15 protein-coding genes are annotated in these 14123 nt (G+C 63.1%); 1 reads left to right on the top strand and 14 read right to left on the bottom strand.

Translation table 11 applies throughout. From position 1 onward, the window contains the following. Nucleotides 1–47: 47 nt before the first annotated feature. From tilS to ybgC, 8 genes are all read right to left on the bottom strand, one after another. On the bottom strand, nucleotides 48–1454 hold the full coding sequence (gene tilS, locus NLY42_RS09905) for a tRNA lysidine(34) synthetase TilS (RefSeq protein WP_023755559.1): 1407 nt from the start codon (nucleotides 1452–1454) through the stop codon (nucleotides 48–50). A 51-nt stretch (nucleotides 1455–1505) separates the two neighbouring features. Beyond that, nucleotides 1506–2588 carry a tol-pal system protein YbgF gene (gene ybgF, locus NLY42_RS09900; RefSeq protein ID WP_023726183.1) on the bottom strand — a complete coding sequence of 361 codons (1083 nt, stop codon included), beginning with the start codon at nucleotides 2586–2588 and terminating at the stop codon, nucleotides 1506–1508. A gap of 213 nt (nucleotides 2589–2801) precedes the next feature. Continuing rightward, on the bottom strand, nucleotides 2802–3308 hold the full coding sequence (gene pal / locus NLY42_RS09895) for a peptidoglycan-associated lipoprotein Pal (RefSeq protein WP_027050585.1): 507 nt from the start codon (nucleotides 3306–3308) through the stop codon (nucleotides 2802–2804). 249 nt (nucleotides 3309–3557) lie between these two features. Further along, nucleotides 3558–4862 (bottom strand): Tol-Pal system beta propeller repeat protein TolB, encoded by a 1305-nt coding sequence (tolB, locus tag NLY42_RS09890; protein ID WP_023673841.1) that lies wholly within the window; start codon nucleotides 4860–4862, stop codon nucleotides 3558–3560. Between the two features lie 38 nt (nucleotides 4863–4900). After that, a complete protein-coding gene (gene tolA / locus NLY42_RS09885) occupies nucleotides 4901–6058 on the bottom strand; it encodes a cell envelope integrity protein TolA (protein WP_023700291.1) in 1158 nt (385 codons plus the stop codon). Between the two features lie 7 nt (nucleotides 6059–6065). Then, nucleotides 6066–6518, bottom strand: coding sequence for a protein TolR (gene tolR / locus NLY42_RS09880; protein ID WP_023673843.1), 453 nt, complete (start codon nucleotides 6516–6518; stop codon nucleotides 6066–6068). Nucleotides 6519–6527: 9 nt separating this feature from the next. After that, a complete protein-coding gene (gene tolQ, locus NLY42_RS09875; protein ID WP_023673844.1) occupies nucleotides 6528–7238 on the bottom strand; it encodes a protein TolQ in 711 nt (236 codons plus the stop codon). Between the two features lie 312 nt (nucleotides 7239–7550). Continuing rightward, nucleotides 7551–8021: a tol-pal system-associated acyl-CoA thioesterase gene (gene ybgC, locus NLY42_RS09870; RefSeq protein WP_023700290.1), complete on the bottom strand. Its 471-nt coding sequence runs from the start codon at nucleotides 8019–8021 to the stop codon at nucleotides 7551–7553. Between the two features lie 65 nt (nucleotides 8022–8086). Between ybgC and NLY42_RS09865 the strand changes: the two genes are divergently transcribed. Beyond that, the gene (locus tag NLY42_RS09865) at nucleotides 8087–9337 is read left to right on the top strand and encodes a glycoside hydrolase family 5 protein (protein ID WP_023700289.1); all 1251 of its coding nucleotides are present in this window, start codon (nucleotides 8087–8089) and stop codon (nucleotides 9335–9337) included. Nucleotides 9338–9481: 144 nt separating this feature from the next. On the opposite strand, the gene NLY42_RS09860 is transcribed toward NLY42_RS09865, so the two are convergent. From NLY42_RS09860 to NLY42_RS09835, 6 genes are all read right to left on the bottom strand, one after another. Next, entirely contained in the window at nucleotides 9482–10381 is a 900-nt protein-coding gene (locus NLY42_RS09860; RefSeq protein WP_023726179.1) for a metallophosphoesterase, read from the bottom strand. Between the two features lie 134 nt (nucleotides 10382–10515). Then, nucleotides 10516–11553, bottom strand: coding sequence for a Holliday junction branch migration DNA helicase RuvB (gene ruvB / locus NLY42_RS09855; protein ID WP_023688958.1), 1038 nt, complete (start codon nucleotides 11551–11553; stop codon nucleotides 10516–10518). A 43-nt stretch (nucleotides 11554–11596) separates the two neighbouring features. Beyond that, entirely contained in the window at nucleotides 11597–12217 is a 621-nt protein-coding gene (gene ruvA / locus NLY42_RS09850) for a Holliday junction branch migration protein RuvA (RefSeq protein ID WP_023668770.1), read from the bottom strand. A gap of 10 nt (nucleotides 12218–12227) precedes the next feature. Continuing rightward, nucleotides 12228–12734, bottom strand: coding sequence for a crossover junction endodeoxyribonuclease RuvC (ruvC, locus tag NLY42_RS09845; RefSeq protein ID WP_023668769.1), 507 nt, complete (start codon nucleotides 12732–12734; stop codon nucleotides 12228–12230). Nucleotides 12735–12800: 66 nt separating this feature from the next. Beyond that, a complete protein-coding gene (rcdA, locus tag NLY42_RS09840) occupies nucleotides 12801–13331 on the bottom strand; it encodes a protease adaptor protein RcdA (protein WP_023668768.1) in 531 nt (176 codons plus the stop codon). A gap of 385 nt (nucleotides 13332–13716) precedes the next feature. Further along, nucleotides 13717–14097, bottom strand: coding sequence for a hypothetical protein (locus NLY42_RS09835; protein ID WP_023668767.1), 381 nt, complete (start codon nucleotides 14095–14097; stop codon nucleotides 13717–13719). Nucleotides 14098–14123 lie beyond the last annotated feature (26 nt).

The following is a 14123-nucleotide window of genomic DNA, read 5'->3' as shown; positions in this document are numbered from 1 at the left end:
ACATAGGGAGAGCGCCCCCCCTTGCCAAGCATAACAGCACGTCTGGGTTAAGCTTTCGCGCCATGATCAACCGGCACTGTGGCGGCCAAAGGGCAAGCCGGGACAGGCGGTGCGCCGATCAACTCGGCCACGGCCTGCGCCAACACCAGATCGAAGCACGGCAGAAAACGGGCAAAGGGCGCAACGGCGGGACTGACGGCGATTGCCGCCGCCGCCGCTACATCCCCTGCAAAACCAAGGCATTCGCCGCCGCGCCATAGCGCCGGTTCCGCAGCCAGGGCGGCGCGCACAAGGCTTGGCGGCGCGCCATCCCCGGCAATCGGCGTTCTGGCGGCGGCAGCGGCGCCAAGCGGCGCGATCAACCATGCACCCGGACTGTCGCCCAATGTGATCGCCCCGGCTTCGATGTCTGGCGTGATCCGCCGGCGACCGTCCCAAAGCAGAGTGCCAGCTATCGGCGCGGAACGCGGCAGGTCGCGCGATTCACGGCGCAGGAAGATGCCGTTTCGCCTGATATCGACGACCGCCCGCGACAATGTGGCGCAAAGCCGACCGGCCCGCATTTGCTCGAACAGCGCTTCGCCGCGCGCCTGGTCCGGCAACAAGGCGGTGCCGCCCGTCGCCGCCAGCAGGACACGCAGCGCATAGACCGAGGCTCGCGTGTCGTCAGCTTCGGCAAGACCGGGATCGAGACGGATGAGACCCCTCGCCGGCCGGCTGGCAAATTCACCGATCAGGGCGGCGGCGCGGCGACCGAGTTGTTCGCGCTCGCCGGCGGCCCGCCTGGCCAGGCCGATCGCTTCGGCAAAACGCTGCCCGCTCCGGTCTTCGCCGAGCACGGCGCGGATGCGCGGGCGTTCGAAATTCGTGTCGATGTTGGTCGGATCCTCGACCCAGCCGACATGTTCGCGCTGCAGGAAGGCGCGCAACGCCGCGCGCCGAGCGCCGAGCAGCGGCCGCGCGATCCAGATCCGCCAGTCATAGAGGGTGGCAGGCGCCATGCCGGCGAGACCTCGGCCTGCAAGCTCTCGCCCGTCATTCCGCGCGGCTCGCATCAGGACGGTCTCGGCCTGGTCGTCGGCGGTGTGGCCGGTCACGATCACACCAATGCCTTGCGCCTGCGCTGCCTCGGCCAGCAACCGGTAGCGCGCCTCGCGCGCCGCCGCGGGCAGGCCGGCCGACGGCTTGGCGCCGGACCAGTTGAGCGTCCGGTGCGCGATGCCGCGCTCGGCACAAAGCTTTGCCACGCTGCGCGCTTCGGCTGCTGCTTCCGGACGCAGGCCGTGGTCGATCGTCACCGCCAGCAGCCGGGCTGTCGGGGCGCTGCGGTCGAGGTGAGCCTTGAGGAGAAGAAGGAGGGCGGTCGAGTCGCTGCCGCCGGACACGGCCGCAAGCGCGCCGTTGGTAAAGTCGATCTGCGAAAAATTCGAAAGGTCAGGCTCGGTATCGAGCATCAATGCATGTCGCGCAAAAGTGGTCCCGGTTCTGGGACAACACGGCAAAGACTAGCACGCCGCCAGCGCCCTCTCCTGCTTGACGCGTTCCTTGAGCGCGGCCGAAATATCGGGATAGCGCTTGCCGATCTCGCCGAAGGTGGCGCAGGCGACATCCTTCTGCTTGAGGCCGACCAGCGACACGCCAAGCTTCAGGAGCATGTCAGGCGCCTTCTTGGCCTTCGGATAGTCCTTGCTGGCGGAGAGGAAAACCTCGGCAGCGTCATGATACTTCTGCTGGCCAAGCAGCGATTCGCCAAGCCAGTAATGCGCGTCCGCCGCCTTGGCGTCCTTCGGGAACCGGGCGATGTGGTCGCGAAAACCCTGCTCGGCGGTGCTGTAGTCGCCCGACAGGATGAACTGGTAGGAGTTGCGGTAGATCTCTTCCGGGTTGTTGGTGGCAGGCAGCGCCGCCACCACCGTGCCGTCCGACTTGCCGGTCTTAGCCCCGGCAGCCGGCGCCTCGGCGGCGGGAGCCGCACCTTCCGCCGGCGCCGCTGCCTGCGTGTTGCCGCCGGCGTCGATTACATTGCCGTTCTTGTCGACGGTAATGGTGCCGAAGGTCTTGGGCGGCGTGCCGTTGATCACCTTGCCGGGATCGCCGGTCTGCGATTCGACGATGACCTCGCCGACGCTCTGGCCGCCATCCGACTGCGCGCCGGCACCGGCCGGCGCCTGGTCTGCCGGGGCCTCGGCGACGCCGGTGCCCGCGCCACCGTCCTGCGGCGCGGCCTCCGATTTCTTCTGGGCCGGCGGCTGCCCGCTGGAGCCGCCTTCCAACTGCTGGAAGCGGAACTCGTTGTCTTCCTGCTGCTTGCGCATCTGCTCCTGCATCTGCAGGATCTGGAAGTTGAGTTCCTCGAGCTTGCCGTTCATCTGCCGGAGCTGATCTTCCAGCCCCGCGGCGGCGGTGCCGTCCTGCTGCTGCGCGATCTGTTGCTGCTCCGGCTTCTCCTTCTTGCCGAAAATGCCGAGCGTCGGCAGATGGAAGGAAAAGCCGCTATCCGCGGGTTGTCCGGTGCCGCTCGCAGAAGCCGCGAAGCCTGATACGAGCAGCAGCGCAAGCGTGCCGCTCAAGACCGATCTGAAATGCATGTGCCTCTCGCCGTGAATATCGTGAGCCTGTTCGCGCCTTCCGATCACAGTGGGACCGGCACGACGCCCTCGGCTCTTAGCAGGAGGCGAGACTTCGGCCAAATTTTGTTTCCGGGTTTGTTTCCGGGACCGAAACTGAAAAAGGCGGCCACAAGGCCGCCTTTCGCATGGAAGTGTTGCAATTATGCGACTAAGGCGCCGCCGTCTTGCCTATCAGGAGCCGGCGCCGGAGAGCGTGGTGACCGCGCGGCGATTCTGCGACCAGCAGGAGATGTCGTCGCAGACCGCGACCGGACGTTCCTTGCCGTAGGAAATCGTCTTCAATCGGCTCGCCGAGACGCCCCTGGCGACCAGGAAGTCGCGAGTGGCGGCGGCGCGGCGGGCGCCGAGAGCCAGATTGTATTCACGTGTGCCGCGTTCGTCAGCATGGCCTTCGACGACGATGGCGTACTGCTTGTACTGGTTGAGCCACTGTGCCTGCCGCGACAGCGTCGTCTGCGCATCGGCGCGGATCGCGGTCGAGTCCGTGTCGAAGAAGATGCGGTCGCCAATGTTGACTGTGAAGTCCTTCGCCGAGCCGGGCGTTGCCGCACCCGCGCCGTTGAGGCCGAGCTCTTCAGCGCTGTTCGGGGTTTTCTTCGAGGCGCAACCGGTGATGGCGAGCATTGCGATCAGGGCGATCATCGCCGGGTTTCTGGTAAGTGCTGCGATACGGCCCATGCCGCCTCTCCTTCGTATTCGAGTGATCGTATTTCGAGTGATTTCGTTGATCACCCAGTAACCACGTTTGGGTTAACCGGCATTCAAGAAATACGGTTAATGTTTGGTTTCGATCGTCCGTCCACGACCTTCAAATCCACGGTCACAGTTGGCGCGGACCCTAGGCGGAAATGCGGCCGAAACGCGACTAATGAATGGAAAAGGGGCCAAACGGGCCCCTTTTTAGCAGGTGTGGCAATTCGGCCGAACCTACTCCAGCAGCGGCGACCAGGCGGGATCCGACGCGAAATTCGCGGTCGGGATCGACTGTTCGTTGCGGCCGGTGAGATCGACGGAAACCAGTTTTGGGCCGCCGGCGGAGTCGCGGAAGAACATCAGCACGCGGCCGTTGGGCGCCCAGGTCGGTCCCTCCTGCTGGAAGCCCGAGGAGAGGATGCGCTCGCCCGAACCGTCGGTCTTCATGACGCCGATCTGGAATTCGCCGCCGGTCTGCTTGGTGAAGGCGACGAGGTCGCCGCGCGGCGACCACACCGGCGTCGAATAGACGCCGTCGCCGAACGAAATGCGGGTCTGGCCCGAGCCGTCGGCGCCCATCACATAAATCTGCGCACGGCCGCCACGATCGGAAGTGAATACCACCTTGCTGCCGTCGGGCGAATAAGAGGGCGAGGTGTCGATGGCGGTCGAGTTGGTCAGCCGGGTGGTCGAGCGGCTTCGCAGGTCCATGGCGAAGATGTTGGAATTGCCGTCATCGCGCAGCAGGCTCATGATCACCTTCTGGCCGTCGGGCGAGAAGCGCGGCGCAAAGGTCATGCCGGGAAAGTTGCCGACCAGTTCGCGCTGTCCGGTCTCGATCTGCAGCAGATAGACCCGCGGCTGGCCGCTTTCATACGACATGTAAGTGATTTCCTGCCGATTCGGCGAGAAACGCGGCGTCAGCACGATCGAGCGGCCATCGGAGAGATAGCGCACATTGGCGCCGTCCTGGTCCATGATGGCGAGCCGCTTCTTGCGCGCATTCTTGGCGCCGGATTCGTCGATGAAGACGACGCGTGTGTCGAAATAGCCCTTCTCGCCGGTGAGCTTCTCATAGATCGCATCGGCGATGATGTGGGCGACACGGCGTTGATTTGCGTCGTTGGCGAAAAACTGCTCCCCGGCTATCTGCTGGTTGCCAAAAATATCCCATAGTCGGTACTGGGCGCGGATTCGGCCGTCCGCCTCCTTGCTCACGCTGCCGGTGACCAGCGCCTGCGCATTGATCACCTTCCAGTCGTCGAAACGGGGCTGCGCATCCGGATTGGCGATCTTCTCGATGAAGGCGTTCTTGTCTATCGGTGCGAAGAGACCGGAGCGCTTCAGGTCGGCGGTGACGATCTCGGAAATCTGCGCGCCGAGCCCTCCCTGGAAATCTGGGATGGCGATCGGCATCGGTTCGACATTGCCTTTGTTGACGTTGAGCTCGAGGGTTGCTCGAGCAGGCAAGGTGACCACGGCGTTCATGCCCATCGCCATCGCGGCGACCATCAGGAGCGGCTTGAGGATGGATTTCATGTCTTCTCGCTTCTCTTGCTGATTTCTGGGTGCTCAGGCTACAGGCCAAGCATCGCTCTGGGATCGAAGTTGACGCGAACGTCGGACCAAATGTCATGCTTTCCGGCGGGCACCTGCAGGCCGGCGACATCGCATTTCTGCACAGCGCGAACCGCGCTGCTGTCGAATTGGGGGTTGCCGCTGGACTTCTCGACGGTCGGACGGCCCTCCAGCTTGCCGGAGGCATCCAGGCTGAAACGGATCACCACGGTGAAATCCTCAGAACCCTCAAGCCCAACCGGGAGGGTCCAGCAGCCACCGAGCTGTTCTTCCAATGCCCCTTGCTCGGACTTCGACAGCTTCTGGCCTTGATCCTTGTCGCCGCCTAGCGATGCCTGCTGGGTCGAGCGCTTGGCGCCGCCGCCGGATGGCTTCTGCTTGTCGAGCAAAGCCTTGATGTCAGCCTCATTGAACTGCTTGTCATCCGACTTCGGCTTCGACGAGGCTTCCTTGACCGGCTTGTCGGTGTCCTTGCGGTCCGGAGCCTTCGCGCTTTCGGCCTGCGCCGGCTGCGGCTTCGGCCGTGCTTCGGGAGCAGGAGCGGAAGTCGGAAGCTGCGCTTCTTCCAGAGGCTGCTGATCCGATATGGCTTCGGCGACCGCATCGGGCTTCACGCGTGGCTTCGGCTCTATGGCGGCGGTCGTGTCCGGCTGCGGTGTTGGTGCAGGCTCCTTCACCGGGGTCGGCTTCGGTTCAACCTGCTTCACCGGCTCGGGCTTGACCTCTTCCTTCGGCTGCGGCTCCGGCGCCACCTCCGTCGCAGGTGTCGGCTTCGGCGCTTCCTTTGGCTTCGGCGTGTCCTCGGTCTTCGGCTTTTCGGTCGGCGTCGGCGCCGGAGCAGCCGTCGCTGTTTTCTCCACCGGCTTCGGCTTGGGATCGTCCGTCACCGGCTTGTCGGTATCAACGCTGTTCTCGCCGATTTTCTGTGCATCTGGCACGATGTCGGGACGCTTGGTCGGCATCGGCGCCGGCTTTTCGTGCATTACCGCCTTCTTGTCGCCCTGCAGCGTCTGCGCAATGGCTTCCATGGGAACGATGTCGACCGCTATCGACTCGACATCCGTGGACGGCAGCGCGGCCGGCGCCGACAGGGTGAACAGGCCGAAAGCCAGTGCCACCGTATGCAGTATCACCGATGTGGTGAGGCCGGTCTTCATCGTGCGTCTACTGATCCTGTTGCTGCAGTGAAATCAGGCCGATATTCTTGTAGCCGGCGGCCTGGATGAGGGCCATGACCTCCATCGCGGCGCCATAGTTAGTCGCCTTGTCGCCGCGGATGAAGATGCGCTCTTCGTAGCCGGTCTTGGAAATCGCCTGCAGTTTGGCGACCAGCTCTTCCCTTGGGATTTCGGTCTCCTGCAGGAAAATCTTGCCGGCCGCGTCGATCGAAACGGTGATCGGCTGGGTGTCGGCGTTCATAGCCTTGGCCTTCGTCTCCGGCAGGTCGACCGGCACTCCGACCGTCAACATAGGTGCGGCGACCATGAAGATAATCAAGAGCACCAGCATCACGTCGACCATCGGCGTGACGTTGATTTCCGACATCAATGCATGGTGGCGGCCGCGCCGCCTGTGTCCGCGCCCGCCGCGTCCTGCCATGCCAACCGACATACCCATCTTCTTACCTCAGCCCTTAGGCGCTACTTTTTCATCGATTTGGCGCGAGAGTATGGCGGAGAACTCATCCGAGAACCCTTCCATCCGCACCGCGATCTTGTTCGCGTCGGATGACAGCTTGTTGTAGGCGATAACCGCCGGTATGGCGGCGAGAAGACCGATGGCCGTCGCCAGCAGCGCTTCGGCAATGCCGGGTGCAACAACCGCGAGACTGGTGTTCTTCGAACCGGCAATCGCCTGGAACGAGGTCATGATGCCGATGACGGTGCCGAACAGGCCGATGAAGGGTGCAGCCGAACCGGTGGTGGCGAGAAAGCCGAGACGGCCCTCCAGCTTCTCCATCTCGCGCGTCAACGCCAGGTCCATCGCCTTGTCGATGCGGGTCTGCAGGCCGAGCGGCGATTTGGCCCCCTTCTCGAAGCTCTTCTTCCATTCGCGCATGGCGGCGACGAAGATCGCACCCATGCCCGTGGTCTTGCGGTCGGCAAGCGTGCGATAGAGCTCTTCCAGCGACTGCCCCGACCAGAACACCTGTTCGAAGCGATTGAGCGACAGACGCATGCGGGCATAGCTGACCAGCTTGTCGACGATGATCGCCCAGGTCCAGACCGAGGCGCAGAGCAGACCGATCATGACCAGCTTGACCACCCAGCTGGCCTGTGTGAACAGCGCCCAAATCGACAATTGCGCTGCCGGATCGGCGAGTGCGGTAGTTTCCATGCTTCAGTCCTTAAGATTTTCCGGGCATCGCTGGCGGCTGGCCCATGGGCATCCCTTGTGGTCCGTTCGCGCTTGGCTTCCGGATTAACCCCAAAATGCACCGTTGGCGGCCTTTTCAGGGCAAATATTGGTGAAAGGAAGGCGCGCGGATTCTTCCAATCTTCAACGATCTCTTCATGAACCGTTATGGTTAAGGATGGGTTAGGAAATATGGCGCGGCGCATTGCCGCGCCAAGGGACGACGCGGACCATCCATCCACAATCGAATGCGCTGCCGATTGGCCGCCCGTTGCCGGCCGGCAGGCCTGGATATCAGCTTGCTCCTGGTAGAAAGGCCGCGATCCATTCTTTCGGAAAGCGCTTCGGCCGGCCGTTCTCGCCAATGATCGCCGCCTCGACCTTTGCTTCGACCAGAACCTCTGTCCCGCGTTTCAATTGCTGCGCCATGACGATGCGGGCGCCGGAAATATCCTGCGTTGATGTGTCGATGGTCAGGATGTCGTCCATGCGGGCAGGCGAGCGGAAGTCGATCTCCATGCGCCGCACCACCCAGACGATCCGTTCGCCGTGCTTGCCTTCGTGAAGTTCTGTGTGGTGGACGCCCGCCAGCCTGAGATAGTCCGAGCGCCCGCGCTCGAAGAATTCGAGATAGCGCGCATGGTAGACGACGCCGGAAAAATCGGTGTCGGCATAATAGACTCGCGCCATCAGCCGATGGCCGAATTCCGTCAAGGCTCCGGAAAGCCCGGCAGCAAGCGCCGCCGATTCACCATGATCGTCCATCGCGCTTTCCTTTTTGCCCCCGGCGGGGCACCTGTCTTGCCAAAATCACCAGCGCAGCAAACCGGATGGCACTGTTGACGGCGATGATCAAGACCTTGATGGCAGCGCTGCTGGTGCTGGCGGCGTCTGCGCTTCCCGGTCAGGCCGCGACCTTTTCGATGAAGCGCGGCCTCAACCTCGACCAGTGGACGACCTGGGTCGGGGAAGACAAATGGAACGACCGACAAGCCATCCTGCCCTATCCGGAATGGCGCAAGTTCCTCGACGAGGGTGACCTCAAGGCGCTGAAGGCCGCCGGTTTCGACTTTCTGCGCATGCCGGTCGACCCCTCGCCGTTTATGTCGGACCAGACGCTGGCGCTGCGCGACGACCTCTATGCCAGCGTGCGAGACTCGGCGCGCATGATCAACCGGGCCGGTCTGAAAGTGATCGTCGACATGCACCTGATCCCGGCCGGCGGCGGCCGCGAGATCGGCATGGGCCAGGTGATGGACGATCCCGCAACCTTCGAGGCCTATGTCGAGGTCGTCCGCAAAATGGCGCGCACGCTTGCCACTGAGGACCCGGCGCAGGTCGCTTTCGAGCCGATGAACGAGCCTATCGTCGACTGCGACAGCGAGGGCACCAGCCTGTGGCCGGAGCGTCAGCAAAAGCTGTTCGCGGCCGCGCGCGCCTCGGCCACCAGGCTGACGCTGATCCTGACCGGCGCCTGTTATTCCAGTGCGGCTTCGCTGGTCAGGATCGACCCAAAGTCGATCCCCGACGACAACATCATCTGGACCTTCCACTCCTACGACCCGTTCCTGCTGACGCATCAGGGCGCGACCTGGGCCGGCGATTTCATTCTCTATGTTACCGGCCTGCCCTATCCGCTGACCGCGGTGCCGCGCGCCGAGCTCGATGCGACGCTGGATGCGATCCGCGCCAAGATAAAAGCCGAGGCGCCACGGACCAGACGGAACGGCCTGCTCGCCTATCTCGATGAACAAGTCGCCAGCATGGACACGGACGAAAAGCTGCTCGGCGTCATGGATGCGCCGTTCGAAAAGGTCGAGGCCTGGGCGAAGGCCAACGCCATCAAGCCGGAAAACATCACGCTGGGCGAGTTCGGCATGATCCGCCAGGAATATGGCAATCCCTATGTGATGCCGCCCAAATACCGCGCGGCCTATGTCAAGGACATGATCGCGCGCGCCGAGGCGCATGGCTTCTCATGGTCGGTGTGGAGTTTTGGCGGCGCCTTCGGCATCGTCGACGCTTTCAACGGCGAAAAGGCCGAACCCGCCGTGATGGATGCGATCCGCTCGCTCCATTAGCCCTAGGGCATGTCGAGATTCAGGTCAGGCCGAGTCGAAAATGAGGGGTCCGAAAACCGGAACGGAGCGGACTTTGGTCCGTGACTACCGGAAGCGCAGGAACACCTCATTTGCAGGCCGGCATCACCTGAATACCGGCATGCCCTAACCGAGGTCGATCTGCAGGATCTCCGGCCGCATGCCAAAGCGCACCGGCGCGATGCTGAAGCCGAGTCCGCCTGACACGATCAAATTGCGGTCATTCTCGACGACATGGCCATAGGCAAAGCGGTTGCCGAAGCGGGACGGCACCACCGGTGAATAGCCGAACAGCCTGACCTGCCCGCCATGTGTGTGGCCCGACAGCGTCAGCGAAACCCGCCACGGCACTTTCGGGAAAATGTCAGGCTCATGCGCAAGCAGGATGATCGGTGCCTGGTCGGTGATCTTGGCCAGCGTGCCGTCGAGATCGTCCAGGCCTTCAAATCTGTCGCGGCCTGCGGCCTTGTTCGGTAACAGTGCCAGCTGGTCGGCGAGCCCGGCGATCCAGAAGCCGTATCCATCCTTTTGCAGGCGCACGGCGTCGTTCTCCAGAACCGAGATGCCGGATTCCTCCAATGCCTTGCGCGCCACAGTCCCCGCTCCGGCCTGCTGCGCGAAAGGATCGTGCCACCAGTCGTGATTGCCGAGGATCGACAGCACACCAAGCGGCGCCTTCAGTCCTGACAAGGCCGGCGCCCATTCATGGGCCTCCACCCGGTTCGTCACCAGGGACATGCCTGAGAAATAGTCGCCGAGCAGTACGATCAGATCGGGCTTCAGCACGTTCGCATCTTCGACGAGCGAAGCGATCCGCTCAGGCGTCATCCAGGGACGGCAGGCGTGAATATCGGCAAGTGCTACGACGCGCAGCTTGAGATCTGCAGGCCAATGCGGCGGCGTCAGCTGGTAGCGCTTCACATGCGTCAACAGCATCGGCTCGATGCCGACCGCATAGGCACTGAGCGAAGCCAGCGAGAGGAACGAACCTCCGGCGAATTTCAGGAACCCGCGTCTGGTGATCACTTTTCTGGCTCCGACCTTGATCGGAGCAGTTCGCGCCGACATTGCGACGCCCGATACAATCGAGGAATGCGCCTTCACGCTGGCAGGTTTGAGGAGATTCTGCACAGAAATCCGTTCCGAAGAACAAATGTCCGTTACTCTTCCTGGAACAGGTTGATCTGCTGCTGTGCCAGATCCTTTGGCGCGTCGAGGCCGAGATGGCGCCAGGCGTTGGCGGTCAGCACGCGGCCGCGTGGCGTGCGTTGGATGAAACCCTGCTGGATCAGATAGGGCTCGATAATGTCCTCGATGGCGTCGCGCGGCTCGGACAGGCCGGCGGCGATGGTTTCGATGCCGACCGGCCCACCACCGAAATTGCGCGCGATCATCGAGAGATAGCGGCGGTCGAGCGCGTCGAGGCCGAGCGCGTCGACCTCCAGCCGCGTCAGGGCTTCGTCGGCAACCTGCTTGTCGACGTGACCGTCGCCGGCAACGGAGGCGAAGTCGCGCACCCGGCGCAGCAGCCGGCCGGCGATGCGCGGCGTGCCGCGGGCGCGACGTGCGATCTCCAGCGCGCCATCGTCGCCAAGCGGCATTTGCAGGATGCGGGCGCCGCGCCGCACGATCTGCTCCAGTTCCTCGACAGAATAGAAATTGAGCCGCACCGGAATGCCGAAACGGTCGCGCAGCGGGTTGGTCAAAAGGCCGAGCCTGGTGGTGGCGGCGACGAGCGTGAAGCGGGCAAGATCGATCTTGACCGAGCGTGCCGCCGGACCTTCGCCGATGATCAGGTCGAGCTGGAAATCCTCCATCGCCGGATAGAGGATTTCCTCGACTGCCGGATTGAGCCGGTGGATCTCGTCGATGAACAGTACATCGCGGTCTTCCAGATTGGTGAGAAGTGCGGCGAGATCGCCGGCCTTGGCGATCACCGGACCGGAGGTCGAGCGGAAATTGACGCCGAGCTCGCGCGCCATGATCTGCGCCAGCGTTGTCTTGCCAAGCCCCGGCGGCCCGACGAACAGCACATGGTCAAGCGCCTCGCTGCGGCCCTTGGCGGCCTCGATGAAGACTTTGAGATTGGCCCGCACTGCGGCCTGGCCGACGAAATCGGCGAGCGTCTGCGGCCGCAAGGTCTGCTCAGCATCCTCGCCGCGCTTTTCCGGGGCAATGAGGCGGGGTGAAAGGCTCATGCGGCCTTCCTCGCACAGGGCAAAGGACCGGACAAGCAATCACTCACCGCGCCAGTTCCTTCAGCCCGAAACGAATGAGCTTCGAGGCATCGGCGTCCTCGCCGGCCGTCTTCAGCGCCGCCGCGACAGCATTGGCTGCTGTGTCGCGCGAATAGCCGAGATTGACCAGCGCCGAGACGGCGTCGGTAATCGGCGCCGGCGCCACGCCTTCGCCGAGCTCCTGCTTAAGGCCGATGGTGCCGGAGGCGGTTCCGGCATAGGCCGGCGCCTTGTTCTTCAACTCGGTGACGATGCGCTCGGCCACCTTCTTGCCGACGCCGGGCGCGCGGCTGACCATGGCGATGTCGCGCAGCGCGATCGCATTGGCGAGGTCTGCCGGCGCCAGCGTCGACAGGATGGCCAGCGCCACCTTGGCGCCGACGCCTTGCACATTGCTCATCAACAGCCGGAACCATTCGCGCTCAAGCACCGACTGGAAACCGTAGAGCCGGATCATGTCCTCGCGCACATAGGTCTCGATGAACAGCACCACCGCCTCGCCGGGCGAAGGCAGCGCGGCCAGCGTGCGCGCCGAGCAATAGGCGACATAGCCGACGCCGTGCACATCGACGAGGCAGAAATCCTCCTCGATCTCGTCCAGCGTGCCTTTCAATTTGCCGATCATGCGTGATCCCTCATGCCAGCGCCATCCTGTAGGCGACGCTTTGCCGGTGATGCGCGTGGCAGATGGCGATAGCCAACGCGTCTGCGGCATGTTCGGTGTCGAAAACGGCTTTCGGCAACAGCACCTTTACCATCATGTGGATCTGCTTCTTGTCGCCATGGCCAACGCCGATCACCGCCTTTTTGACGGCATTGGGGGCATATTCGGCCACAACAAGGCCGGCGCGCGCCGGCACCAGCATGGCTATGCCGCGCGCCTGGCCGAGCTTCAGTGTCGCCACCGCATCCTTGTTGACGAAGGTTTGCTCGACGGCCGCTTCCTGGGGCATGGCCGCATGCAGGATCTCGGCCAGCCCGTCATGCAATTGGCAGAGCCGTGTCGCCAGCGCCGCCTTGTCGTCGGAGCGTACAGTGCCGGAGCTGATAAAGCGCAGCGAGTTGCCGAGGCTCTCGACGATGCCCCAGCCGGTGCGCCTCAGCCCCGGATCGATACCGATAATGCGAATCGCTTCCCTCATGCGCGAAGTCTACCTCCGGCGCACAGCGATGTCAGCGAAATGTGAACAAACCGGAAACGGAGGCGTTTAACCTCGAGCGAAAGCCGTGTTCAGCAGCGTGATCTGGTCGGAAACCGGATTGGCGCGGCGGGCGGCGGCAGGCGTCTCGGCAAACGCGCCGCCATAGATCTCTTCGTCCATGCGGCGCACCAGCGCCTGCAGGCGCAGCGAGCGGGTGACGAGGTCGAGGAAATCCTTCGGCAGTTCGCCCCAGCCGACCGCTTCGTCATGCGCCGAGGCGGTGTCGAGACGCACCTTGGATTTTTCCGAAGCGACCTGGTCGCGGGTCATCTCGCCGGAATTTGCCGCCCGCTGCAAAAGCAGCCAGGAGGCGACTTGCATCAACCTTGTGGTCAGCCGCATCGATTCGGCCGCATAGAGCGTCGCCGCCAGCCTGGACAGCTTCTTGGCCTCGGCCCGGCCCTTGCCGTCAAGATACTCGGCTGCCTGTTCGACCAGGCCCATGCCTTCCTGGTAGAGCGGTTTGAAGGATTGGGAGAAAACCCGGCGTTCCGCCAGCTTGATGGTTTTCGCGATGCCCTTCGAAGGCTCGTTCATCGATACGCCCCTGCACTGCCCCGTCGGCTGATTCGGCTTCTCGCCGTCACGCCGGCACCCTAGATGACTGAAGCTTGAAAATGCGCTTCGCCGCCGGCGAAGGCAAGCACATGTTTAACAAACGGTTAACGCCTGCGCAGGGGCGCCAAGCGGACCAAAAGCAGACAAAAAAAGAGCCGCGGATAAGGCGGCTCTCAGGAGTTTAACAGGGAGGCGTCAAACGAAGTGGCTCCAACCACTCGGTAAGAATCCAGATCACTGGATGGACATAGTAAACACCTGTAAAGCTTAATGAACCCTTAACGGCGCGGATATTTCTTGATCGACCGCTGCCCTTCTGTGCCGTATCAGCACAACGGTGCCCTAAGCCTGATCGTCGGCTTGTTCATGCCTTCTTCCACACAGCCGGCAAGGAAATGAAGGCGAACAGCAGCATTGCCGCATAAAACCCCATCGAGGAGGAAGCCAGCACCGGCTCGATCTCCGGATGGCCGGCAAGTTCAAAGTAAAGCCCAATCATCAGTGCGATGCCGCAGATTGCCGTCAGCCAGAAATGCACGACGGCAATCGTCTTTTGCCCGACCGCTGGAAACAGGTGGTAGAAGAAGGCAAACACCGCCGACATCAGCCAGCCCGCCACCATGGTGTGCGCGTGGGTCGGCATCTGCCCATGGTCATTGGAGATCGCCATATGCAGGCCGAGCGCCATGCCGCACAGGGAATAGATGACGGCCAGGGTGAAGAAATTTCGTGCTACGCCTTGCATGGGATACCCTCGTTGGTTGTTGCAGA

The sequence above is a fragment of the Mesorhizobium sp. C372A genome (assembly GCF_030323245.1).
In the GTDB taxonomy this organism is placed as follows: domain Bacteria; phylum Pseudomonadota; class Alphaproteobacteria; order Rhizobiales; family Rhizobiaceae; genus Mesorhizobium.
This window is presented reverse-complemented; position numbering and strand designations above follow the sequence as displayed.